Below are 23,478 nucleotides of genomic sequence, written 5' to 3'. Positions count from 1 at the left end.
TAGTCATGATTCTATTTTAACGCACGAGCCTACAATCTAGTAGCAGCAAGACCGGCAAATTGTGTTATTTTAGACATAAAAATGCAAAGGAGCCCTGAATTATGCAGCAAGTCTATCTCCGCCGCGCCACTCTGGCCGATCGCCCCGCCATCATGCAAATCATCACCGAGGCCAAGGCCGCTATTAAGCGGGCCGGTGGTCACCAATGGCAGGACGGTCACCCCAATCTGACGATGATCACCGAGGATATTTCCCGGGAAATTGGCTGGGTTCTAGTCATCAACCAGAAACTGGCCGGCTACACCGCCATGTTAACCACTCCGGAACCGAGCTACCGGGTTATCAAAAACGGTAGTTGGGCCCAGCCAAGTCAACCCTACGCCACCTTTCACCGGGTCGCCCTCAGCGATCGCTTCCGGGGGCAGCACCTGGGTAAGCTGCTGTTTTCCAACCTGCTGACGATCGGGCTGAGCATGGGCATCACCAACTTCCGGCTCGACACCCACGAGCAAAATCAGGCCATGCAGGGACTGGCCAAGAGTTTCGGCTTTGTCGCCCGGGGAAGTGTTGAAGTGCCCGATCAGATCGACACCCACCGGATCGCCTTTGAACTCAACCTCGAAAAGAAAGCCCCGCGGCTCACCCACGTCACCAATGACTTCATGAAGCCGCTCATCGATAATAATCGCCTTTAAAACAGCAAAAAGCCGGTCGCAATCGACCAGCTTCTTGCTGTTTTTTTCGGATGATAACGTGGAGAAAAAGCGAGCTCCTAGCATCTAGCTACGAACGAAAGCTGACGCCTTCAGCGCCAACTCCCGTCCTAGGCTAGCTGTACGGAGCTCTTTAAAGCTTTTTCTCCACTTAAAGATGATTAGTCTTCCTTGTCATCCTTTGGCGTGTATTCCTTGCTGTCATCGTCAACGGCGTCCTTAGCATCGACCACGACCAGCTTGCCGTCCTGCATCTGGGCAACCAGGTGCTTAGCTTCGAGGTGATCCAGGTAGTAGTCAGTGACCTTGTCACGAATTTCCCGCTCGATCACCCGACGAAGCGGACGGGCACCCATGGCCTTGTCGTAACCCGAATCGATCAGGAACTTCTTGGCCGTTGGCGTTACCTTAACGTCCATGTCCTTCTTGGCCAGGGTCTTGTTAACGTCAGCCAGCATCAGGTCAACGATCTTCTGCAGGTCTTCCTTAGTCAGGCTGTGGAACTCAACGATGGCGTTGAACCGGTTGAGGAATTCTGGACGGAAGTAATTGGTCAACTTCTTGATCAAGTCTTCCTCGTCCTTTTCGTTCCCGAGCTTGATTGGTGCGTCATTGGAGTAGCCCGCGTTGGAAGTAGCAATGATGATCGTGTTCTTGAAGTCAATGGTGTTCCCCTGACCGTCAGTCAGCCGACCATCGTCGAGTACTTGCAGCAGGAGCGTGATGACCTGCGGGTTGGCCTTTTCGATTTCATCCAGCAAGATGATGGAGTATGGGTGCCGACGTACCTTTTCCGTCAGAGTGTTGGAGTTATCATCGTAGCCAACGTAACCAGCAGTAGCACCGATCAACTTGGAAACGGCGGTCCGGTCTGAGTATTCGGACATGTCGAGCCGGATCAGGTCGTTCTTGGAGCCAAACATATCGAGGGCCAGTTGCTTAGCCAATTCGGTCTTCCCGACACCGGTTGGGCCAACGAAGAGGAAGGAGCCAATTGGCTGGTCGCCCTCGTCAAAGCCGGCCCGGTTCCGCCGGATGGCCCGGGCAACGGCCTCAACGGCTTCGTCTTGACCGATAACCTTGCCTTCCAGCCGCTTGTCCATGTCCTTCAGCCATTCAACGTCGGAGGCCCCGATCTTGGAAACCGGAATGCCCGTCATCTGTTCAACGGCATTGGCAACATCGGCTGGCGTTGCAGTGACCTTCTCGTCCTCGGAGTTCTGGCTCAGCTGCTTCTTTAAGTCAGCAATCTTGTCCTTGGCAGCCTGGGCAGCCTTGTAGTCTTCCTTCTTAGCTGCTTCCTTTTGCTTCTTCGACTCGGATTCGATTTCGGCTTCAATCTGCTTTGCATCGTGAGCCGGGTGCTTAGCTGCCAGGTGCGCAGCCGTCATGTCGACCAGGTCAATCGCCTTGTCCGGCAGGGACCGCTGCGGCATGTACTGAACGGAGTAGTCCACAGCCGCCTTCAAAACGTCATCCGGCAACTTGACGTTGTGGTGACGTTCGTACAGGCTCCGAATGCCCTTCAGAATTTCCAGCGTGTCAGCCTTGCTTGGAGCGTTAACCGTTACCGGGTTGAACCGCCGTGCCAAAGCAGCATCCTTCATGATGGTGTTTCTGTACTCGTCCTGAGTCGTGGCACCGATCACGGTAATTTCACCCCGTGACAGGGCTGGCTTGATGATGTCGGCCATCCCCTTGGAGCCACTGTCGGAGCCGGTTGACCCGGCACCGATGATCTGGTGAATTTCGTCGAAGAACAGGATGACGTTCCCGGCCTTCTTGACTTCATCGATCAGTTTTTGCATGTTTTCTTCGAAGCTGCCCCGATATTGGGTGCCGGCTTCCAGACCGGAAATATCAATACTGATGATTTCCTTGTCCTTAATTGGTGCCGGGACGTCACCGTTAACGATTGCCTGAGCCAGGCCTTCGACAACGGCCGTCTTACCAACACCGGCGTCCCCAACTAGAACGGGGTTGTTCTTCGTCCGCCGACTTAAAATTTCGGCGGTTTCTTGAATTTCCTTGTTCCGACCAATTACTGGGTCAAGCTTGCCTTGCCGAGCCTCTTCAGTCAGGTTCCGGCCGAGCTTTTGTAAAACGCTGTCCTTGCCATTACCCGCCTGTTGACCTGGTTGGTGCGCCTGTGGTGCTGCACCACCAGGCAGCTGACCGGTCCGCCGATACTGGGCGAACTCTTCTGGTGTAACTTCGCGTCCGTTAATCATGTAGCGGCGGTTCTCGGAATTGTAACCGTTCATGCCACCCATTAATTGGTTAAAGATGTCATTCATATCGCTGTTAAATGGATCCATTGGATTTTGAGCCATTATGCAGTACCTCCCCATAATTTTTTTGTAGTCAGAATTAAAAGCCGTGGCTACAACGACTCATCACGATCTTGTTCCAGATAGTGCGTCTCAAGTTCACGCAACACCTCCCACATGGCCATGTGTTGGGCACGGGCCAGTGCATCCAGATCGCGCAAATTAAGCGATGTGGAACTCGATTGCGGTTTGTTAAAGGATTTGTGTAAAGTCGTGTAGCCATAGCCGGAACGTTTCGATACCTGGTAGATTGTCAGATTGTGCACCTCCAAGTAACGCTTGATATCGATCCGCATCGCTATTCACTTCCTTTACAGTTATTATTATAACACATCGGTGGTATAACACAAGTGTAATATACGAAAAAAGTGAAATATTTTTTGACTTTTTCGGCGGCCTTCTTTGACAATTGCTCAGTGTTTTTTAATTTAGTGGTTGACTTTTATTAGAAAACGATTAAAATAAGAGCCAATCAGTTAATCAAAGGAGGTCGCCAATGATGGAGAACGCACTGCACCAACTGAAGCATGCGTATGACTACTGGTTTAGCAAGTCCTTATCCGCTAGCCAGCAGTGATCTATCATTGTGCCTTCCGGATAAGCCCCAAGTATCCGGAAGCCTTCTTTATATACTCATTCCAATCTGATGAAGGGTCCGGATACTGAAGCGATTCAGCGTTCGGGCCCTTTTATCTTTAAGGAGGAATTAAATTATGCCAACTACCAAACCCGCAATTATGAAAAACATCAACAAGAACTTCGCCCGCCTCAAGCCGGTCGGCATCCGGGCATTTGACTACAAAGCCAGCACTATCCCGGGGATCGTCAAGCTGACCCTCGGCGAACCCGACTTCAACGTCCCCGAGCCCATGAAGGAAGCCGCCATCAAGAGCATTGAGGATAACGACTCCCATTACGCGCCTGGCAACGGGACGGTCGAACTGCGGAAGGCGATCGCCCACTTCATGAAGGACCGCTACGGCCTGGACTACGACCCCGACAGTGAAATTGCCGTCACAATCGGGGCCACCGAGGGGATCTACGCCAGCCTAGCAACGGTCACCAATCCCGGCGACGATGTTCTGATCGCCACCCCGACCTTCCCGCTCTACAGCGCCATCACCACCCTACTCGGCAGCAACGCCATCGAGATCGACACCAGCGCGGACGATTTCGTCCTGACCCCGGACCGACTCAAGCAGGCACTCGCTGACCATCCAGCTGCCAAGGCCCTAGTTCTCAACTACCCGTCCAACCCGACCGGCGTTACCTACACCCGCGACCAGGTTAAGGCACTTGCCGACACCGTCAAGGATACCAACCTGGTCGTGATCGCCGACGAAATCTACTCCGAACTGGTCTACGACGGCACCCACACCTCGATTGCCGAATTCATCCCCGACCAGACGCTGGTCCTCAACGGGGCTTCCAAGTCCCACGCCATGACCGGCTACCGGATCGGCTTCATCGCCGGCCCGAAGGAATTGATGGGTCCGGTCAGCGCTACCCACGCGATGATGGTGACCGCCGCTTCCGACCCGGCCATGGCCGCCGCCACGGCTGCCTTTGCCACGGAGGCTGGTAAGGAGGCAACCCTCAAGATGAAGGCTGCCTACAAAAAGCGGCGGGACTTCCTGGTGGACGCCCTGCGCAAGCTCGGCTTCACCATCACCACGCCAAACGGGGCCTTCTACGTCTTCGCCAAGCTGCCGGAGAAGTTCGGAGCAGACGACATCAAGTTTGCAACCGACCTCGCCAACGAAGGTAAGGTAGCCGTCATCCCCGGTTCCTACTTCGGTGCCGGCGGTCAGGGACACCTGCGGATCAGTTACGCCACCAGCCTGGATAATATCAAGACGGCGGTTGAACGAATCAAGAACTTTGTGGAGGCGTAAGCAAGCATGACCAAGATTTTAATGACCAGCGTCCGGGACGATGAGCAACCGGCGATTAAGGAATTTGCCAAGGAACACGGGATCGAGATTGAAACCACCCCCAAGCTGATTGACGACGCGGTTGACCTGACCGCGGGCGTCGACGGGTTGGTAATCCAGCAGCGCAGCAAGGTTGACCCGAGCGTCTACGCTAAGCTGGCTGCCAACGGCCTCAAGCAGATTGCTACCCGGACCGCCGGCTTTGACATGGTCGATATCGAAGCTGCCCACGAGCATGGGCTGACCGTCACCAACGTCCCGGCCTACTCGCCCCGCAGTGTTGCCGAGCACGCCCTGATGCAGATCTTCCGGCTCCTGCGCAAGTCCTACCGCTTCGACGCCCAGGTTGCCCGGGGCGACTTCCGCTGGTTCAGTGACGAGCAGGCACTCGAGATTCACACCGCCACGATCGGCATCATCGGGGTTGGCCGGATCGGTGGCACCCTGGCGCGGCTGCTCAAGTCCCTCGGGGCGACCGTCCTCGGCTATGACACCAAGCCCCGGGACGAGATGAAGGAGGTTGTGGAATACACCACCAAGGAAGACCTCCTTAAGCGCGCCGACGCGGTTAGCCTCCACGTCGACCTCAACCCGACCTCCATCGGGCTGATGACGGCCGCCGACTTTCAATTGATGAAACCAACGGCGGGCCTGGTCAACGCCAGCCGGGGTCCGGTCGTCAAGACGGCTGACCTGATTGCGGCGCTGAAGTCCGGCACTATCGCGGCCGCCGCGCTGGACACCTTTGAGGGTGAAACGGCGGTTATCCAAACCGACCGCAGCAAAACCGGCCTGGCCGACGTGCCCCAAATTCAGGCGCTCCACGACATGGACAATGTCATTTTGACCCCGCACATCGCCTTCTTCACCAACCTGGCCGTTAAGAACATGGTCGACATCTCCCTCAACGACGTCCTGCTGGTCCTGGCCGGCAAGCAGTCGCCGCACGAGGTGAAATAATTACTAACTAGCAATCAATAAAAATAATCCGCAGAAATAACAAGTCTTCTGCGGATTATTTTAATTTTCCTGAATTTTTTGGGCATTCTGCCGCATTTTTGCCATGACCGTGGCGACCGTGTCGAGCTCCTGCTGGCTAATTCCCGCGGTCATCTCCGCCTGAAATTTTTGTACCAGGGGAATGATCGCCATCAGCTGCTTTTGCCCCGTCGCGGTCAGACTGACGTCCTTTTGACGTTTGTCCTCCTTACTCTGTTGAACCGTCACAAAATTGTCTGCCGTCATTTTCTGGATGATTTTGGTCATGCTGGCCCCGGTAATCCCGATTTGATCCGCCAGCGCCTTTTGGTTAATTGATCCATGGTGGTCAATGTAGTACAGTGCCAACCAAATGTTACGATTAATATTGGTCTTCTGCAGCTCCTTGTCCAGAGCATCGCCAAACATTCGACTGCTCTGGCTTGTAATGCACATGATGCAGGCCTCCAGGTCAAATACCTTTTGCATCGTTTTCTCCTCCCTTCTGCGATTGTTCTTAATTAGAATTATACCACCCGATATAATAATTAGTTAGTTAACTATTGACTTTAAAGACTGATTTCATATAATGATGGTGTAAGCGCTTATAGGTTCTAAATAAAGGGGAAATAATACGATGAAGAGATATCAGACGACTACCCGCAAGACCGCGACAAAGCTCCAGGTCGATGCCCACTCCCGCGGCAACCACTACACAATTGATGAACCCAAAAATGCCGGTGGCGCTAACACCGGAATGAATCCAGTCGAGCTTGAACTGAGCACGCTGGGAGCATCCCTAGAGGCCACCGCAGCCAAGCTGGCTCCGGAAAAGAACTTTCACTACGATCAGTTGACGATTAAGCTTGAAGGCGACATGGATCCCCGTGGCTTCATGGGCGATCCCGACATTCGGAACGGCTTCCAGGAAATCCGTGTGGCAATGACTTTTAAGACCGCTGCGTCACAGGACGCTTGCCAGCAATTCGTTGAAGCGGTCAAGCAGGAATCACCAATTCTCGACAACCTAACCAACGGCATTAGCATCGTCGTTGACGGCGTGGTTTTGGATTAACGAACGGGGGTTAATCAATTATGGCAATAACAACGTATCAAGCAACGGTCACCAGCACGGACACACCAAACATCTACCAGGCCCAGGTGCGTGACTTTACGATCAATTTTGATCTGACGGATCGTGACAACGGCTACGAGCTGGGGATGAAGCCAGAGGAGGCAATTCTGGCTTCCCTTGGCGCCTGTGAATCAATCGTCGCCGGGACCTTCAAGCGCAAGCAGCACTTCGACTACAGCTCCTTCTACATCACCCTCGAAGGACAAAAGGAAACAGATTCTTCGCGGCCGGGGCTGGACGCCATTCACATGACGGTTCATTTTCGGACGCCGAACTCCAAGGCCGAAGCCAAGAAGTTCGTTGAGTTCATGGAAAACACTTGCCCGGTTCGCGATAACCTGGCTAATAAGGTTCCGGTGGTCTTCAAAGAGATCAAAACCGAATAGCCACCTAGGCATTAAAATTGACGCTCCCCTGCCCCTTCGGCTACACTGAAGAAAAAACAAGGGAGCGTTTTCTATGAGTACCTATAAAGTAAAGGCCACCAAGACCACTACGGGGATGCAGGTTTCCGGAACCGCCCGCGGCTTTGAAGTCACCTTCGACGAGCCCGGCAGCACCAACACGGGGATGAACCCGGTCGAGATCCTGCTGACCTCGTTCGGCGCCTGCCAGGCCATCACGGCAACGGAACTGGCTCGCAAACGGCACTTCGACCTCCAGTCCTTCTGGGTTGACATCGAAGGCGACCTTGGACGCGAGGACGTGGCAGATGGCGACAACCGTTACAAGTTCACCGAGATTCGCTACCAGCCACACCTGCGTAGTTCCGAATCCGATGAAGACATCAAGCAATTCCTCGCCGACGTCGCCCGCAAGTGCCCGGTTGAAAATACCCTGGCATTCGGCACCAAATTCGTGGCGGATGGCTTCGTCAAGGAATAGTTAAAAAGAGCCCGCGCACTATTGGTCAGGCCAGAATTGGCTAGCCAAGCACGCTAAGGCTCTTTTTTCGTCTCACGAGATTTTTTCTTCTTTTGCTGTCTTTGCCAGGTATTGCGTTCCCAGAAAACGCCGTCGGTATAGCCCTGAATGCGCTTGTCACCATCCGCCTGCAGGAGCCGGTACGCCCCCCAGGCCGCATAGAGCTTGCTCTGCTCAACCCCGAGGTAGTGACGGCCCAGTTTCTTAGCGGTCACCAGGCTGGAACCGGAACCGGCGAAGGGATCGAGGACCAGGTCGCCGGGGTTAGAGCTCGCCAGGATTAGCTTGGCCAGCAGTTTTTCTGGCTTCTGGGTCGGGTGGCCGGTATTCTCCGGCATCGACCAGTAGGGAATCGAGATATCGTCCCAAAAATTCGACGGCATCGTGTCCCGAAAGCGTCCCTGGGCGGTCTCCTGCCAGTCCTTGGCCCGGCCGTTTTCCCGGTAGGGGGCAATCACCTGGCGCCGCTGTTTGACGGCATCGACGTTGAAGGTGTAGTGCTTGGGATCGACGACCAGGTACCAGATGTCTTCCATTCCGTTCTTCCAGTTGTGCTTCGACCCCCGGCCCTTCTCGCGCTGCCAGGTAATTCGGTTCTTAATCGTAAAGTTTTGCGCCAGGATTGGGGCCAGGGCCATGCTGGTCACCCAATCGGCGAAGACGTAGACGGTGGCGTCTGGTGCCAGTTTAGGCAGGAGGCAGTCAATCCAGTGCTGGGTGAACTCCTGGTAGCTGGCCGAATTCATCTTTTTAAAGGTCAGGCCATCATAGCGCTTATTAAGGTTGTAGGGCGGGTCGACTAGGGCCAAGTCAGCGCAGTGCTCCGGCAGCTTGGGCAGGACCTTAAAGGAGTCCCCGACAATCGTCTGGTCACCGGCCAAGGCAAGCGTTCCGAGATCGTCAGCGGCCGTTCGAAGCTGTTCTAAGACCCCGGCCGGTGCTTCGGTTAGTGAAAAATCAATTGTTTTATTCCGGGCGGACTTGGCCACTGGCATTTCCCTCTTTCACAAAGTTTAATATCCCCATTATAGCAAACGGCCGGTCAAAATGAATCGCTCATTTTGATCGGCCGTTCTTTTGGCTAAGCTGCCTTAGCCTCGCCCACACTTAATTTAATTTTAGTAGATACCGTCGTATGCCTTTTGGTAAAGGTCGATGATTTCTTGCTTCGTACCCTTCCGTGGGTTGGAGAAGGCGTTCCCGTCCTTGAGGGCATTTTCAGCCATCAATGGGAAGTCTTCTGGCTTAGCACCAATTTCCTTGATGGAAGCTGGAATACCAACGGCCTTGCACATTTCACGCATGCCTTCGATGGACTTGCGAGCAGCCTGCATCGTCGTCAGGCCAGTCGTGTCGTAGCCCATGATTTCAGCCAGTTCAGCGAACCGGTCTGGGCAAGCGATCAGGTTGTACTCTTCAACCGTGGTCAGCAGGAGTGCACAGCAGACACCGTGAGGAGCGTCGTATTGACCACCCAGCTGGTGAGCCATGGCATGAACGTAACCCAGGTTAGCGTTGTTAAAGGCCATGCCGGCAAGCATTTCAGCTTCAACCATCTTGGTCCGGGCTTCAACGTTTTGACCATTGGCAACGACTTCTGGCAGAGCTTCCTGAATCAGTTGGATAGCTTCCTTACATTGACTGTCCGTGATTGGGTTGTGGTCAACGGAAACGTATGGTTCGATGGCCTGAACGAAGGCATCGCAACCAGTAGCAGCAGTAACTGATTGTGGAACACCGAGCATCAGCATTGGGTCGTTGAATGATACCAATGGAATGTTCCGCCAAGAAACAACAACGAACTTGAGGTGGTCTTCCTCGTTCGTGATAACGGCGTGACGGGTCAGTTCGGAACCGGTCCCGGCAGTCGTGTTAACGGCCATCAGAGGTGGCAGCGGATTGTCCAGCGTTTCGATTCCGGCCAGTTTAGTGATGTCGTCACCGTTGGTCAGAATAATCCCGATACCCTTACCACAGTCGTGAGCGGAACCCCCACCGACAGTGATGATGGAGTCACACTTTTCTTCTTCGTACATCTTCTTACCGGCCTTGATGTTACGAATCTTTGGGTTTGGTTCAACCCCGGTAAAGATGGCGTAGTCAACGCCAGCCTTTTCCAGTGATTGGCGGGTTTGAGCAACTGGACCGTTCTCAATCTTCTCCAAGCTTTCCTGGGTAACGATCAGTGGCTTGTGCATGTTAAGCATCTTAGCACGGTCACCGATCTTTGCGATAACACCAGGTCCAAAGAAGTTCACGCTTGGCATTAAGAAATCAAATTGTCTATTCATAAAAATAGCCTCCTCTTGGCATTTGAATACGTTTCCATATTTGCATAATTTGCCCAGGTTTGCAAGTCAAATTGCATAATTCTGTACATAATTGAACAATTTTTATCATTTGTGTCACTAGATCTTCACAATCATCGCGTAACCGCTCCCATCAATGAAAGAACGACTAGGCAAATGGGGATGCTCGTCACAAATTTCACAAACATTTTCTCATTTTATTCAAACGCTTTACTTGTGATAAGGCAGCCCGTTGATGATCGTGAAGGCCCGGTAAATCTGCTCGGACAAGACCAGCCGCATCAATTGGTGGGGCAGGGTGAAGCGACCGAACGAAATTTGGGTGTCGGCCCGTTTCAGGACGGCCGGGCTGAGGCCTAGCGAGCCGCCAATGACAAAGGTAATGTCGCTGTGGCCATAGGTTGCCAGGCGGTTGATCTCCTTAGCGAATTCCTCGGAGGTCCGTTCCTTCCCCTTGATTGCCAGGGCAAAAACGTACTCCCGGTCCTTGATCTTGGCCAGAATTCGCTCTCCCTCCTTGGCCATCACCTCATCCATTTCGGCCTGGCTCAGCGACTCGGGCGCCTTCTCATCCGGAACCTCCACAACCTGAAATTTGCAGAAACGGCCGAGGCGTTTGCCATACTCGGCAATTCCGGCCTTAAAATACTTTTCCTTGAGTTTTCCAACACCAATAATCTTGATATTCACACTAATCCACCACTTTCCACACTTTATCCACATACTTATCCACAGGTGTATAACTTTTGATTCACAACACCGGAATGTTCGGTCAAAAAATTCGGGCGAAAGCCCTTTCTGAAAAAGGGGTTATCCACAGTTTTCCACAAAAACAACCGTTCGGGGCGTTCACGGCCAATCGCTTCTCGCCCAAGGGATTCAATTGACTAAAATTGTCAAAATTCCACTTATCAACACAATCTCAGCGCTCCTGTGGATAACTTTTCAACCTAACTTTTTGCCTTTATATCGGCATTCTCTGAAAAGGCTCATTCAATCCGCTATTTATCCACGGACTTATCCACAACCACCATTTTAGGCAATTTTTCATCAAATTCCAACCAAAAATACCACGAAACGTGCTAATTAGGCAACGTCCCGTGGCTTGATAAACTTTCTCGATATTCTCTCCTAAAATTGTTCGGATTATTCTCCCGATAAGACCTTTTACTCAGGCATACTGGTGGGCAATCTTCCCACAAACTGCCGCAACAATCGCCGCCAAGAGGTCGTCGATGAAGGTGTTGACGTGATTATCGGCGGTGTCGTAACGTGCTATGATCCCCTTTTTGACTCGATCAAAGTAGCCAAAGTTAGTAGTGCCGATCGTGCCGTAGATGTTGGCGATCTGCAAGGCCAAGGTTTCGTCGACCCCAAAGACACCCACGTCGTTTTTGATGATGCTCGACAACGGCTCGGCAACCTGACCGGCCTCCGTCAGTCGGTCCAGCTCCAGCATCACCATGGCGTTATTGAGCAGCTCCCGCTTGTGGAGGGCATCCGTCAGGTATTCCTGACAGCGCTCTACCGTCAGCGTCGGTTCAAAGGCCTTCTGACTCTGATAGATGATGTCGACCAGGTCGGATAGCTGAACGCCGCGCTCCTGAAGACGGTTTACCACGAACTCATAGGCCTTGGTATCTGGATACTTAAATTGCGGATTATTCATTTCCTATCGCCCCTTCATTTTCACAGTAATTGCATTCATTCTACCACCCGGCCAATAAAAAAGCCCGGGACGAAAATCCCAGACTAGTTTTGTTTTATTGGCCATCATCCTGCTGGCTGGACTGGCTATCGCTGTCCGTCGCCGCCTTAGTCAGGTGGATGGTAGTGGTTTGCTGCTTACCATCGCGGTAGTAAGTGATCTTGGTGCTGTCGCCGACCTTGTACTTGTACAGGGCCGCCTTCAGCGTGCTGGCGTTGGTAACCTTCTTGTCGCCCAGCTGGGTGATCACGTCATACTGCTTGAGACCGGCGCTGTCGGCTGCCGACCCGCTGCTGACCTGCATCACCACCACCCCTTTGGTGACGCTTGACGGCAGTTTCAGAACGGACTGCTGCTGGTCGGTGGTGACGTTGCTCAGATCGACCATGCCGATCCCCAGGGCGGGCCGTTCAATCTTCCCGTTCTTGATCAGCTGGTTGATGATCGAAACGACCTCGTTGCTTGGAATGGCAAAGCCCATCCCCTCGACCGAGGAACCCTCGTTGTCCGAGGAGAGCTTCATTGAATTGATCCCAATAACCTGACCGGCCATGTTGATCAGCGGCCCACCGGAGTTTCCGGCGTTGATCGCCGCGTCAGTCTGGATGACCGAAGTCAGGGTGCCATCTGTACCGGCCTTCAGGGTTCGGTTCTTGGCCGAGACAATCCCCTTGGTAACGGTGTTGGCGTACTCACTGCCCATTGGGGACCCGATCGCCAGGACGTCCTGACCCGCGGTAATCGAGTTGGAGTTTCCGAACTGGGCTACCGTGGTGACGTTCGCCGCGTTGATCTTCAGGACGGCCAGGTCGGTGGCGGAGTCCGCGCCGACCAATTGGGCATTGACCTTCTTCCCGTTGCTCATGATTACCTGCAGGGCGCTAGAACCCTTGACCACGTGGTTATTAGTAACGATGTAGGCAGTGTTGCCGCTCTTCTTATAGATCACCCCGGAACCTTCACTGGCCGTCTCCAGCTTGCTGCTGGAACTAGAAGAGCTGTCGCTGCCGTTCTGGCTGGTAGAACCAAACATCCCCATGATTCCATTATTCTGTTGGACGTTTTGCTTATTGATCACGCTAACGACGGCTTCTTGAACGGAGTTGTAAGCCTTGGTTGCCTCGCCGTTCAAGTCGGCCTTGTTCTTGTTAACCTTGGTCCCGCCGGACTTGTTCGAGCCGCTTGGCACCCGGGTGCTGACGACGGACTCGTGGTGCTGAATCGCACTACCGACCCCGACGGCTACCCCGCCGCCGATCAAGCCGGCAAGCAATCCCACGCCGGCAACCTTGACCCAGAAACGGTTGGACCGGTGTGGCCCTTCCTGATCACTATTTCTCATTCCAATTCCTCCAGTCTTTTTATCTTCACAATACGGGTTAATTGTGAAAATAAGTTGAATTTAACGTGTCAATTATTTGACTTTCACAGGGTTAACAGCTCGCTGGGCGTTGCCGGTTCGGCATCGTGCAGCTGGAAGTCGTGATCGACCCCGAAATCGTGCTGTTCCATCAGGCTAGCCACGGTCAGGTGGGCCAGGGACCGCATGTTGTTGTGCTGGCTGCGGTGGCCAAGGAAGATCTCCTTCGTCCGTGGACCGATCACGTCCATTAAGGCATCGGCACCCTCCTCGTTGGACAGGTGGCCCTCGTCACCCAAGATCCGTTGCTTAAGCGGCCAGGAGTAGGGCCCCATCCGCAGCATTTCCGTGTCGTGGTTGCATTCCATCAGGTAGGCGTCGGCGTTCTTGATGGTTCCCGCCACCCGGTCCGAGACGTAGCCGGTATCGGTCAGGATGCAGAAGGTCTTGTTGTCATGGTGAACTTGGTAAAACTGGGGCTCGGCGGCATCGTGGGAAACCGCGAAGCTCTCCACCTCCATGTCGCCCAGATCGGCCACGTGATTGGGTGCCAGGATGTGCTTTTGCTCCAACGGGATCTTGCCGACCCGTTTGGCCATTGCCTGCCAGGTGCCCTCGTTGGCGTAAACGTCCATCCCGTAGCGGCGGGCCAGGACCCCGACCCCGTGGCTGTGATCGCCGTGCTCGTGGGTGACGAAGATGGCTTCGACGTCCTTGAGCGTCCGGTTGATCTTATTCATTAAGTTTTCAATCCGCTTGCCACTCAGGCCGGCATCGATCAGGATCCGGTGATGGGCGGTTTCCAAATAGGTGACGTTTCCCGTGCTGCCACTGGCTAGTATACTGTAACGCAAAAAATCCTTTTCACTCACGTCAGACTACTCCTTATTTATCGATTGAACTCATATTAACACTATCCGGGCTGCTCTTCATAATCGTGCTGTTGAAGGCGTTCACCCGCAAATGTTGAACCGTGTCGGCATTCTTTGTCCGCACCTCCACAACCCAGGTTGGCACGTAGACGTTTTGGTCGCGGCTATCAGTCACCAGCAGCTTCGTATAGGTCAGTTTGGCCCACCTGATTTGGGAGTTGTTGGGGATCAAGTTGTGCTTATACAGCCAGGTTACCGCGTGCTGCTGGCTGATGATCGGTGCCTCGGGACGCAGAATTCGCCGGTTTTCAAGATAGGTTTGGCTGTAGCCGGTCACCGCACCGTTGCTGTTGACGCGGAAACGCAGCTGCCCGTCCGTTGAGTCGAGGGCTTGGTGTGCCAAATGCTGAGTATAGACGACCGTATTGTGGTCCGACAGTTGGGCGTCATAATGATATTCCTTGCCCAGGGCAACTGAATGGGAATTCTTAACCAACCGGTTCAGCCGCCGTTCTGGGTGGCGCCGATTGATCTTGACCGGATTATCAAAAATGCTTACCAGCGTATTGGACGAGAAACGGTAGTTTTGGTCGTGAAGCTTGCTGGTCTGCGAATCGAGCTTGTCGTTGTCGCCGGACCGGCTGCCCGCGATGTAGTAGCCGAGCCGCTGGTGATTTGACAGCGGCTTGCAGGTAATCGCGTCGGCCTTCATCTCCTTGAGCACCATTTCCTGCCGGTTCGGGCTGCTGTTAGAGATCGTGAAGCGGTTTTGGAAAAAGAGCGAGCCCGCAACTACCAGGTCAAAGATCAGGAAAGCAAACAAAAAGATCCACTGAATGCGTTTGAAATTCATTCTTTGCTCCCCCCTACTTTAAAAGATCGGTGTAGTTGATCCACCGGCCACGGTACTTAACGAAGTACGTCGGCTCGATCTTCACGGTCTGGTGATTTTCCGAATCCGACTTCCATTCGTAGCCGACCCGCAGATTCGTGACGTTCTTAAAGCGCCCGTTTTCATGCAACTGGTTTAAAACGCTCGCCGTCGATGGCAGCTTGACCGTCGAGCCGTCAAGCGGAAGCGGTACCTGCACGGTGTAGAGGCTCAACAGGTAGTGCTCCGTCCCCCGCTGGTTAGCGCGCAGCTTGGCGCCACCATAATTGTTGTCGTTGATGATCGGGAAGCCCTCTACATAGCTGCGGTAGGTGATGGTCCGCCCACCATTGCTGACCTCATCAAAACGAACGTTGTTCAGCGGCATTCCCGTCTTGACCAGGGCCCGGTAGAAGTGCGAATAGATCTGGGACGTCGCCACCACATTGGAACGCCCGACATCGTTCTCGTAGTCAACGGTCCCCCGAGTGGAATCATAGACCAGGTGCCGGTTGGTCCCATCCGTGTAGACGGTCCGATTCCCGTCTTGATGGGTTGTAGTATTGGTGTGCTGGTTGGTGCTCATCAGGTTGGCGCTCAAATTATTGATCTTCTGGTCGCTGATCTGGTAGGCCAGCCGGGGCAGGGTAAAGGAGTGCAGGTAGATCATCACCGCGTGCCCATTAACGATCCGGTGGTCAACGCTGATCGGCTTTACTCCCCGTTTGCTCATTGCCATTGACTTGGTGCTGCCCTTAGCGACCCGCACCCGGTAGATGGCATAGTGGCTGTCGCTGAGCAGGTAGATTGCCTTGGTCCCATTTAATGGAATGACGATGTGATTAATCTTTTTAACCCGGTTAGTATCAATCGACTGCTTGAAGGTTTCGTTGAAGACCGTCCCGGAAACATAGTCCGGGTAGCTGAGCATCAGCGAATTGCGGTGACGCAGGTAGCTCAGGTAAACGTCACTGTTGTTGGTCTTCACCGTGCTGGTGTTGCCCAGCTTCCAACCCGACATCGTCTTCTTCGCGTGGTAAATCAGGTTCTTGCGCTGACTGTACAGCAGCTGCTGGTCGCTGTCGCCATTGGTTTTAACAATGGTCGTCGGCAGGTAGACGTCGCCAATCGACTGGGTCGTCTGCTGCTGGCTTGGTCCCATGCCGTTTTCTCGATGAGGGTGATCATACTGGAACGGGTTGGTCCAAATGATCGCCGAGAGCAGGAAACTGATCAGCACGACGACCGCCAAGGCAATCGATAACCAGTTAGCTCTCAGCTTCTTGATCATCCCAATCATCCTCCTCATCGTATGGTACGTACGGCAACGAAATGTAGAAGGTCGAACCGTGACCTTCAACACTGTCAACCCAAATCTGGCCACCAAGCATGTTGATGACCTCCTTTGAAATGGCGAGGCCCAGTCCGGTCCCGCCCTGTTTCCGGCTCCGGGCCTTATCAACCCGGAAGAAGCGGTCAAAGATCCGGCCGAGATCCTTGCGCGGAATCCCCAGTCCCTGGTCGGCAATGCTCATGATCACGTGATTGTGGGTCTCCAGGAGGCGAACCGTAATGATCCCACCATCCGGCGAGTACTTAATCGCATTGTTCATGATGTTGTCAATCACCTGGGTGAACTTGTCGGTGTCGATCTCAACCCAGAGGTCCTTTTCGGTGAAGTGCCGCTCAATACTGTACTTCTTGTTCGAGGAGCCGTCTTCCTCTTCCTTTTTGATGATCATATCAAAGCGATCCAGGATGTAATTCAACAGCTCCTTGATGTTGACATACTCCAGGTTCAATTTGGTCGTCCCAGCGTCCATCCGCGACAGACTCAGCAGGTCATTGATCATCCGGATCATCCGGTCGGTTTCGCCCTGGATGACCTCGAGAAACTTCGGCGCTACGTCCTTATTCTTCCAGGCACCGTCACTCAAAGCCTCAACGTAGCTGTGAACACTGGTTAACGGCGTCCGCAGCTCGTGCGAAACGTTGGAGACGAATTGCTTACGCTCCCGCTCTTCCTTTTCCTGGCTGGTGACGTCGTGCAGGACGCAGACCAACCCGCTGACAAAGCCGGACTCCCGCTGGATTGGGGAGAAGTAGGCCCGCAGGATCAGGTTGCTGCCGTCGTTGGCGGTGTCAATAATCATTTCACGCTGCTCGGTGTTGACCAGCTGACGAACGGTGTAGTCATGACGAATGTTCAACACGTCGATAATCGACTTGCCGATCAGATCATCCTCGTGATCCACGCCCAACAGCTGCAGGGCCATGTTGTTGACGATGGTCACGTTGCCCCGGCGGTCGGTCGCCAGCACCCCATCGGACATGTGGGAGAGGACGCTGTCGAGGCGCCGCCGCTCGGAATCGGTTGACTCCTGGGCCTCTTCGACCCGCACGGACAGGTTGTTGACCGCCCCGGCCAGCTGACCAAGCTCGTCGTTGCCCAGCACCCGGACTTGACCGGAGAAGTCCCCCCGGGCGATCCGGAGCGTTTGCTTCCGCATCTCCTCGATTGGCCGGGTTATTTCCTGGGAAATAAGAATCGCCAGCACCAATCCGATGGCGATCGTGATCAGGGCCGCCGAGAGGTAAATCAGCGTGATGTTATTGATGTTGGAATAAACCGTCTCCAGGCTCGCCCGCAGGTACACTGCCCCGATAACGTTGTTGTTGCTGGAATCCACTAGGGGAACCACGTTAATGTAGTAGCGGGTGTGGTTGGCATTATCGTAGACGTTCTCCGAGTGAGACCGGTTGTTCAAGAGAGTGGCCTTGACCGCCTGGTCAGTCGACTTCTGCCCAATCGTCTCGCGATTATCGGCATTGCTGGTTCCCCGGATGGTCCCCTTGTTGTCGACGACCCGAATTTCGGAAATGTTATTGTTGTTAACTTCCGAGAGGATCTGCTTGATCTGCCGGTTGGCCTTTTTCGTGTCCGACCGGGCCAACTGGGTGCTCAGGGAGTTATCAACATAGGATGGCAGCTCGATCGACTGCTTGAAGGTGTTGAGGTTTTGATGCTCCAATTGACGCACAAAAACCGCCCCGACGCATTCCAGCGTCAGCATCAGCATTAACGCGAATACGAGGGCGATTTTAAAACGAATTGACTGGTAGAATTTTAGTTTGCTGTTCACAACTGCTCAGCCTCTAATTTTGGTCTGGATTTGCTAGGTAGTAGCCGACCCCCCGCCGGGTAATCAGCCATTGCGGGTGACTCGGGTTGTCCTCGATCTTCTCCCGCAGCCGCCGGACCGTCACGTCGACCGTCCGCACGTCGCCGAAGTAGTCATAGCCCCAAACGGTCTGCAAGAGATGCTCCCGGTTGATAACCTGACCGATGTGCTGGGCCAGGTAATGGAGCAATTCGAACTCCCGGTGGGTCAGATTAATGTTCTCACCACGCTTGGTAACCGTATAGGCCTCGGGGTGAATCGTCAGGTCCCCAACCTTGATGTCAGTGTTTTTGTCTTCTTCTGCTGGAGCTTTAAGCGTGGCCTGGCGCCGCAAATTGGCCTTAACCCGAGCCACCAGTTCCCGGTTTGAGAACGGCTTGGTGACGTAATCGTCGGCCCCTAATTCCAGGCCCAGGACCTTGTCTAATTCGGAGTCCTTGGCCGTCACCATGATGATTGGCATGGTGTGCTTGGCCCGGACGCGCTTGGCAACCTCCAATCCGTCGATCTTTGGCAGCATCAGGTCCAGAATGATCAGGTCCGGATTTTCACTTTCAACTTTTTCCAGGGCCTCCTCACCATCATAGGCGGTGACGACCGTGTAGCCTTCCTTTTCAAGGTTAAATTTAATGATATCTGAAATTGGTTTTTCGTCATCGACGACTAATATCTTCTTTGCCATCCCAAAAATCCCCTCCACTGGGTGATTGATTTAATTTAACTCAAACTTAATAACCGTGCCCCTATTATAGCACAGCTCGCCTTTTTTACATTTTTTTGCGGGTTGGCCTTGACAATCTCATGGTCGAATGATAAATTAGTAAAGTACCTTGTTGAGGGGTTACAAATATGGGCAGTTAGCTCAGCTGGCAGAGCAACGGACTCTTAATCCGTGGGTCCAGGGTTCGATCCCCTGACTGCCCATCAGAGGTTTACAGAGATTGAGATTTTTATCTCAGTCTCTTTTTTTATTTCTAATTTTTGTGAGGTGCAATGATGGCAAAGAAAACAGCACTCAGCGAGATCCAAGTCACCCTCGACGTGATCGGTGGCAAGTGGAAGCCACTGATTCTTCATTATTTAGAGACCGCGGGAACTAAACGCTACAGCGAGATTTTACGCTACCTCGAAACCGCGCCCAAGAAGACGCTCACGGCCCAGCTGCGGGAACTGGAAGCCGACAAGATCGTCAAGCGGACGGTCATCCCCACCGTCCCGGTTCAGGTTGAATACTCCGTCACTGAGCACGGCCGCTCGCTCTTTCCGATCCTCGACGTGATGTGTTCCTGGGGCTTTCTCAACATGGCTGGCTACGAGATCAAGCACCCCACCTGTGAGAACACGGCGGAGGTTCGCCAGCTCAAGGAAAAACGCCTGCGGACCCTCTACGAGCAGTTTGATGCCGACCACCTGGGAGACTGGCCAAACGAGGGTACCGCCAAGTAACCTGGGCAATCAAAGGTGCCGTCTTGTCAGGACTCGCTAACCTCCTTATCATGGTAGGTGTAAGTTAGCGCAACAGTACTGAAAGGACGGTTTTTAATTATGAAGCAAGTCAATCTGGGTGCTACCACCCTTAAGATTCCGGCAATGGCGCTGGGCATCATGCGGATGGAAGCCAAGACCCCGACCGAAGCGGCACAGGCCATCGACACCGCCTACGACAACGGCATTAACTTCATTGATTCGGCCGATATTTACGGCCAGGGCAAGTCCGAAGAGGTCTTTGGCCAGGCCCTCAAGCACGCCAAGCCGAACAGAAGCGATCTCTTCATCCAATCCAAGGTCGGCATCATCATTGATCCGGCCCGGAGCCACGGCAGCTTCGTCTTTGGCGGCCGCTACGAATTTACCAAGGAGCACATCCTTGACGCCGTCGACGGAATTCTGTCCCGGATGGGCACCGACTACCTCGACAGCCTCCTCCTGCACCGGCCGGATCCGCTGATGGACCTCGACGGGATCGAGGAAGCCTTCGATATCCTTCAGGCCAGCGGCAAGGTGCGCTTCTTCGGGGTTTCAAACTTCAATCCCCAGCAGTTTGAAATGGTCCAAAGCCAGGTCAGCCAGCACCTGATGTTCAACCAATGGCAATTTGGCCTGATGCATACCGGCATGGTCGACCGGGGCATTCACACCAACATGCTCGACGCCGATTCAGTCGATCACGACGGCGGCCTGCTGGAATTCTCTCGCCAGCACCACATCACGATTCAAACCTGGTCACCGTTCCAGTACGGCAACTTCGAGGGGACCTTCATCAACAACCCCGACTATCCGGAACTAAACCAGGCCCTTCAAAAGCTCGCCGATCAATATGGTGTCGGCAAGAACGCCATCGCCGCGGCTTGGATTCTCAAGCACCCGGCCCAGATGCAGATGATCATCGGCACCATGAATCCAGCCCATATCGCCGACAGTGCCAAGGGGGCCGACGTTGAGCTGACCAACCAGGAATGGTACGACCTCTACCTGGCAGCCGGTCACAAGTTACCTTAAATCACCCATGAGGCTGGGAATTAACCCAGCCTCTTTGCTGTTATATAGCTATAAATTCTACAGCGCGGTAGCCGGCTGCGACGCGAAGCTAGTCCGAACGTTGATAAATCAACGCCCGGAACACCTAGCCGGCCTCCCAAATAGGCTAGCTCCGCGTCGACGGGGGTGGGAAGACGAACTCGCAAGCGAGTTCTGTCCCACCGCCATTTTTTGGACGCCGCGTTCTAAATAAGCTAAAATTGATATTGACTGAGTTTGGTTTAATAGCAAAGCAATCGGAGGTTCATCCATGTCCGTTGTTCTAATCTTATTGCTCATTTTCCCGCTCCTAATTGCTTTTTGGGGCTGGCAAATCCTTCGTGGAAAAGAAGAGTGGTACCAAATATTATATAGTCGCCTTCCCCGAATGAATGATTCATTTATTGCCAAACATCATCAGGCACTGGGGCTTTGCTATCTAATTATCGGCTTATTAGGGGCGATTTTACTGCTTGTTTTGGGCCTTAACAGTTAAAATTGCGGATCTCCCTTTAACAAGACAATCGGATAACCATTCTTTTTAAAAAAGTTCTTGCCAAACCGCCAGCAATCTGATATTATAATAAACGTTGTCAATGACATGGGCAGTTAGCTCAGCTGGCAGAGCAACGGACTCTTAATCCGTGGGTCCAGGGTTCGATCCCCTGACTGCCCATCATGTGCACTCGCTTCGGCGGGGTTTTTTTTTCTATCTTTAAGCAAAAGAGGCTGGGAATTAACCCAGCCTCTTTGCTGTTATATAGCTTATAAATGCTGCAGCGCGGTAGCTGGCTGGATCCTGAACGTTGATAAATCAACGCCCAGGACGCCTAGCCAGCCTCGCGGGGGTGGGAAGACGAACTCGCAAGCGAGTTCTTTCCCACTCCCTTTTTAGTCTTACTTGTTCTTTTTACCCTCATCCAGGAGGATCTGGTGGGCTTCCGCCAACTGGCCCTCCTGCTCCGGAGTCATCTCCGGGTAGGCCAGCGGCATCTTCTCAACTCGTTTGGTAATGATGTCAGAAACAATCAGGCGGGAGTACCACTTGTCGTCGGACGGAATAACGTACCACGGGTTCTTCTTGGTGGCCGTGGCGTTGATCGCCTTGTCGTAGGCCCGCTGATACTTGTCCCAGTACTTCCGTTCCCGAATGTCCGCTGCTGAGAACTTCCAATTCTTCCGCGGCGTTTCAATCCGGGACAGGAACCGTTTCCGCTGTTCGTCCTTGGAAATGTGCAGGAAGAACTTCAGAATTACGTAACCGTTGCGGGAAAGGTACTTTTCGTACTGACGAATGTCCTCGTAGCGCCGTTCGAAGAAGTCCTTGTTGACGTCCAGGATGGTGTTGACCTCCGGCAGGTTGGCCTTCATGATCAGCTCCGGGTGAACCCGGGAGACCAGGACATCCTCATAGTAGGACCGGTTGAAGACCCCGAACGAGCCCCGCTCGGGCAGGGCCCCGTTGATTCGCCAGAGGTAGTCATGCTGCATCTCAAGCGAGGTCGGCTGCTTGAAGTTGGCGATCTTAAAGCCCACCGGGTTGACCCCGGAAAAGATGTGAGCAATCATGCTGTCCTTTCCGGCCGCATCCATCGCCTGGAAAACCACGAGGACCCCGTAGCGATGCCGGGCGTACATCTTGCGCTGAGCGGACTTGATCCGTTTAACGTTGGCCGCAATCTTGGCCTTGATATCATCAAGCTGATCCGCTGAGTCAGCCACCCAGGTTGGGGCCTTTCGAATATCAAAGTCATCCTTTGTGAATCGGTATTGTTTAGTATCCATTCCCTTTCACCTTCCCTTTTGGTCCATTCTAACATAAGTAAAGGAAAAGGCGATTATTTCCCGGGGAATATCAGTCCTTTACGCCGACATGGATTGCCCCCGCCCCCAGGTTTAACCGCCGAAAATGAACGTTAGCAAAACCGGCGCCCTCCATCATCGCTGCCAGTTGCGTTGCGGAAACAAAGGCCTGGGCGGTTTTCTGCAGGTAGCGGTAATCGTGGTAGCCACCGCCACTCAGCCTGGCCAGTACCGGGAAGAGCTTGAAGTAGGCCCGCCAGCCGACCTTAACAACCGGATTTTTGGGCTGGGACATCTCTAGGCAGCCAAAGACTCCGCCCGGTCTGAGGACCCGATAGGCCTCCCGGAGAACTTGGTCGGCATCGGGAACGTTGCGCAGGCCAAAGCCGATCGTGACCACGTCGAAGCTCCCCGTGGGATATGGAAGGTGCATCGCGTCCGCTTGAACTAGGCTAATATCCTTTTGGAGGCGTTGTTCTCGAATCTTCTTTTCGGCAAGCGTCAGCATTTCAGTATTGAAGTCCAAGCCCACCACGCTCCCGGACCGGCCGGCACGCTGGGCAAGGGCAATTGTCAGGTCTCCGGTTCCGCAGCACAGGTCCAGGCACCGGGCACCGCTTTTTACCGGTACCTGCCTAAAAAATACCCGTCGCCAGTGCTTTTGCGTTCCCAAACTAATCACGTTGTTCATCCGATCGTAGTGGCCCGCAACCCGTGAAAAGAGGGCGTTGACTTCAGTTTCTGAGTGGTGATTCGTAATTGCCATCGCTTTTGCTCCTTACTGCCCCACATAAAAAAGGGGACGACGCATTTTGCTTCATCCCCTATGGTAACTTTATTCA

At 53.6% G+C, this 23,478-nt stretch carries 23 protein-coding genes and 2 tRNA genes; 10 read left to right on the top strand and 15 right to left on the bottom strand.

From position 1 onward, the window contains the following. The first annotated feature begins 101 nt into the window (after positions 1 to 101). The gene (locus tag LKE23_RS07370) at positions 102 to 695 is read left to right on the top strand and encodes a GNAT family N-acetyltransferase (RefSeq protein WP_291976717.1); all 594 of its coding nucleotides are present in this window, start codon (positions 102 to 104) and stop codon (positions 693 to 695) included. 179 nt (positions 696 to 874) lie between these two features. Here LKE23_RS07370 and LKE23_RS07365 read toward each other — a convergent pair whose 3' ends face one another. Both LKE23_RS07365 and LKE23_RS07360 read right to left on the bottom strand, forming a co-directional pair. Continuing rightward, positions 875 to 3,046, bottom strand: coding sequence for an ATP-dependent Clp protease ATP-binding subunit (locus tag LKE23_RS07365; protein WP_291976715.1), 2,172 nt, complete (start codon positions 3,044 to 3,046; stop codon positions 875 to 877). Positions 3,047 to 3,096: 50 nt separating this feature from the next. Further along, positions 3,097 to 3,339 (bottom strand): transcriptional regulator, encoded by a 243-nt coding sequence (locus LKE23_RS07360; protein WP_267201176.1) that lies wholly within the window; start codon positions 3,337 to 3,339, stop codon positions 3,097 to 3,099. 417 nt (positions 3,340 to 3,756) lie between these two features. Between LKE23_RS07360 and LKE23_RS07355 the strand changes: the two genes are divergently transcribed. Together LKE23_RS07355 and LKE23_RS07350 are read left to right on the top strand one after the other, a co-directional pair. After that, on the top strand, positions 3,757 to 4,938 hold the full coding sequence (locus LKE23_RS07355) for an aminotransferase class I/II-fold pyridoxal phosphate-dependent enzyme (protein ID WP_291976714.1): 1,182 nt from the start codon (positions 3,757 to 3,759) through the stop codon (positions 4,936 to 4,938). A 6-nt stretch (positions 4,939 to 4,944) separates the two neighbouring features. Then, positions 4,945 to 5,937, top strand: a complete 993-nt coding sequence (locus tag LKE23_RS07350; protein ID WP_291976713.1) for a D-2-hydroxyacid dehydrogenase — start codon at positions 4,945 to 4,947, stop codon at positions 5,935 to 5,937. Between the two features lie 60 nt (positions 5,938 to 5,997). On the opposite strand, the gene LKE23_RS07345 is transcribed toward LKE23_RS07350, so the two are convergent. Then, positions 5,998 to 6,444, bottom strand: a complete 447-nt coding sequence (locus LKE23_RS07345) for a MarR family winged helix-turn-helix transcriptional regulator (protein ID WP_291976712.1) — start codon at positions 6,442 to 6,444, stop codon at positions 5,998 to 6,000. Between the two features lie 148 nt (positions 6,445 to 6,592). Here LKE23_RS07345 and LKE23_RS07340 point away from each other — a divergent pair, with 148 nt between their 5' ends. The 3 genes from LKE23_RS07340 (at position 6,593) to LKE23_RS07330 (ending at position 7,975) form a co-directional block, all read left to right on the top strand. Beyond that, positions 6,593 to 7,030, top strand: a complete 438-nt coding sequence (locus tag LKE23_RS07340; RefSeq protein WP_291976711.1) for an OsmC family protein — start codon at positions 6,593 to 6,595, stop codon at positions 7,028 to 7,030. A 20-nt stretch (positions 7,031 to 7,050) separates the two neighbouring features. Then, positions 7,051 to 7,476: an OsmC family protein gene (locus tag LKE23_RS07335; protein WP_291976710.1), complete on the top strand. Its 426-nt coding sequence runs from the start codon at positions 7,051 to 7,053 to the stop codon at positions 7,474 to 7,476. 73 nt (positions 7,477 to 7,549) lie between these two features. Next, the gene (locus LKE23_RS07330; RefSeq protein WP_291976709.1) at positions 7,550 to 7,975 is read left to right on the top strand and encodes an OsmC family protein; all 426 of its coding nucleotides are present in this window, start codon (positions 7,550 to 7,552) and stop codon (positions 7,973 to 7,975) included. Positions 7,976 to 8,028: 53 nt separating this feature from the next. On the opposite strand, the gene LKE23_RS07325 is transcribed toward LKE23_RS07330, so the two are convergent. The 10 genes from LKE23_RS07325 to yycF form a co-directional block, all read right to left on the bottom strand. Beyond that, on the bottom strand, positions 8,029 to 9,003 hold the full coding sequence (locus LKE23_RS07325; RefSeq protein WP_291976708.1) for a DNA-methyltransferase: 975 nt from the start codon (positions 9,001 to 9,003) through the stop codon (positions 8,029 to 8,031). A gap of 129 nt (positions 9,004 to 9,132) precedes the next feature. Then, positions 9,133 to 10,305, bottom strand: a complete 1,173-nt coding sequence (locus LKE23_RS07320; protein WP_291976707.1) for an iron-containing alcohol dehydrogenase — start codon at positions 10,303 to 10,305, stop codon at positions 9,133 to 9,135. A 228-nt stretch (positions 10,306 to 10,533) separates the two neighbouring features. After that, positions 10,534 to 11,013: a 23S rRNA (pseudouridine(1915)-N(3))-methyltransferase RlmH gene (rlmH, locus tag LKE23_RS07315; RefSeq protein WP_291976706.1), complete on the bottom strand. Its 480-nt coding sequence runs from the start codon at positions 11,011 to 11,013 to the stop codon at positions 10,534 to 10,536. Between the two features lie 481 nt (positions 11,014 to 11,494). Continuing rightward, the gene (locus tag LKE23_RS07310; protein ID WP_267201166.1) at positions 11,495 to 11,992 is read right to left on the bottom strand and encodes a phosphatidylglycerophosphatase A family protein; all 498 of its coding nucleotides are present in this window, start codon (positions 11,990 to 11,992) and stop codon (positions 11,495 to 11,497) included. A 94-nt stretch (positions 11,993 to 12,086) separates the two neighbouring features. Next, positions 12,087 to 13,373, bottom strand: coding sequence for a S1C family serine protease (locus tag LKE23_RS07305; protein WP_291976705.1), 1,287 nt, complete (start codon positions 13,371 to 13,373; stop codon positions 12,087 to 12,089). Between the two features lie 83 nt (positions 13,374 to 13,456). Next, positions 13,457 to 14,263 (bottom strand): MBL fold metallo-hydrolase, encoded by an 807-nt coding sequence (locus LKE23_RS07300; RefSeq protein WP_291976704.1) that lies wholly within the window; start codon positions 14,261 to 14,263, stop codon positions 13,457 to 13,459. A gap of 13 nt (positions 14,264 to 14,276) precedes the next feature. Next, complete coding sequence (locus LKE23_RS07295) at positions 14,277 to 15,116, bottom strand: two-component system regulatory protein YycI (protein ID WP_291976703.1); 840 nt, start codon at positions 15,114 to 15,116, stop codon at positions 14,277 to 14,279. A gap of 13 nt (positions 15,117 to 15,129) precedes the next feature. Next, positions 15,130 to 16,425 (bottom strand): YycH family regulatory protein, encoded by a 1,296-nt coding sequence (locus LKE23_RS07290; protein WP_291976702.1) that lies wholly within the window; start codon positions 16,423 to 16,425, stop codon positions 15,130 to 15,132. Further along, positions 16,403 to 18,277 carry a cell wall metabolism sensor histidine kinase WalK gene (walK, locus tag LKE23_RS07285; RefSeq protein WP_291976701.1) on the bottom strand — a complete coding sequence of 625 codons (1,875 nt, stop codon included), beginning with the start codon at positions 18,275 to 18,277 and terminating at the stop codon, positions 16,403 to 16,405. Before walK ends, LKE23_RS07290 begins: the two co-directional genes overlap by 23 nt. Before the next feature lie 13 nt (positions 18,278 to 18,290). Further along, complete coding sequence (gene yycF, locus LKE23_RS07280; protein WP_291976700.1) at positions 18,291 to 18,998, bottom strand: response regulator YycF; 708 nt, start codon at positions 18,996 to 18,998, stop codon at positions 18,291 to 18,293. Between the two features lie 169 nt (positions 18,999 to 19,167). On the opposite strand from yycF, the gene LKE23_RS07275 reads away from it, so the two are divergent. From LKE23_RS07275 to LKE23_RS07260, 4 genes are all read left to right on the top strand, one after another. Next, positions 19,168 to 19,240, top strand: a tRNA-Lys gene (locus LKE23_RS07275). 72 nt (positions 19,241 to 19,312) lie between these two features. After that, positions 19,313 to 19,762: a winged helix-turn-helix transcriptional regulator gene (locus LKE23_RS07270; RefSeq protein WP_291976699.1), complete on the top strand. Its 450-nt coding sequence runs from the start codon at positions 19,313 to 19,315 to the stop codon at positions 19,760 to 19,762. Positions 19,763 to 19,861: 99 nt separating this feature from the next. Next, positions 19,862 to 20,815 carry an aldo/keto reductase gene (locus tag LKE23_RS07265; protein ID WP_291976698.1) on the top strand — a complete coding sequence of 318 codons (954 nt, stop codon included), beginning with the start codon at positions 19,862 to 19,864 and terminating at the stop codon, positions 20,813 to 20,815. 621 nt (positions 20,816 to 21,436) lie between these two features. Next, a tRNA-Lys gene (locus tag LKE23_RS07260) sits at positions 21,437 to 21,509 on the top strand. Positions 21,510 to 21,730: 221 nt separating this feature from the next. Here the strand turns inward: LKE23_RS07260 and LKE23_RS07255 are convergent. Both LKE23_RS07255 and ubiE read right to left on the bottom strand, forming a co-directional pair. Then, complete coding sequence (locus tag LKE23_RS07255) at positions 21,731 to 22,618, bottom strand: PPK2 family polyphosphate kinase (RefSeq protein ID WP_291976697.1); 888 nt, start codon at positions 22,616 to 22,618, stop codon at positions 21,731 to 21,733. A 70-nt stretch (positions 22,619 to 22,688) separates the two neighbouring features. Continuing rightward, the gene (gene ubiE, locus LKE23_RS07250; protein WP_291976696.1) at positions 22,689 to 23,402 is read right to left on the bottom strand and encodes a bifunctional demethylmenaquinone methyltransferase/2-methoxy-6-polyprenyl-1,4-benzoquinol methylase UbiE; all 714 of its coding nucleotides are present in this window, start codon (positions 23,400 to 23,402) and stop codon (positions 22,689 to 22,691) included. Positions 23,403 to 23,478 lie beyond the last annotated feature (76 nt).

Source organism: Limosilactobacillus sp. (assembly GCF_022482365.1).
In the GTDB taxonomy this organism is placed as follows: domain Bacteria; phylum Bacillota; class Bacilli; order Lactobacillales; family Lactobacillaceae; genus Limosilactobacillus.
The sequence above is the reverse complement of the archived record's forward strand: the minus strand, read 5'-3'. Positions and strand labels throughout refer to the sequence as shown.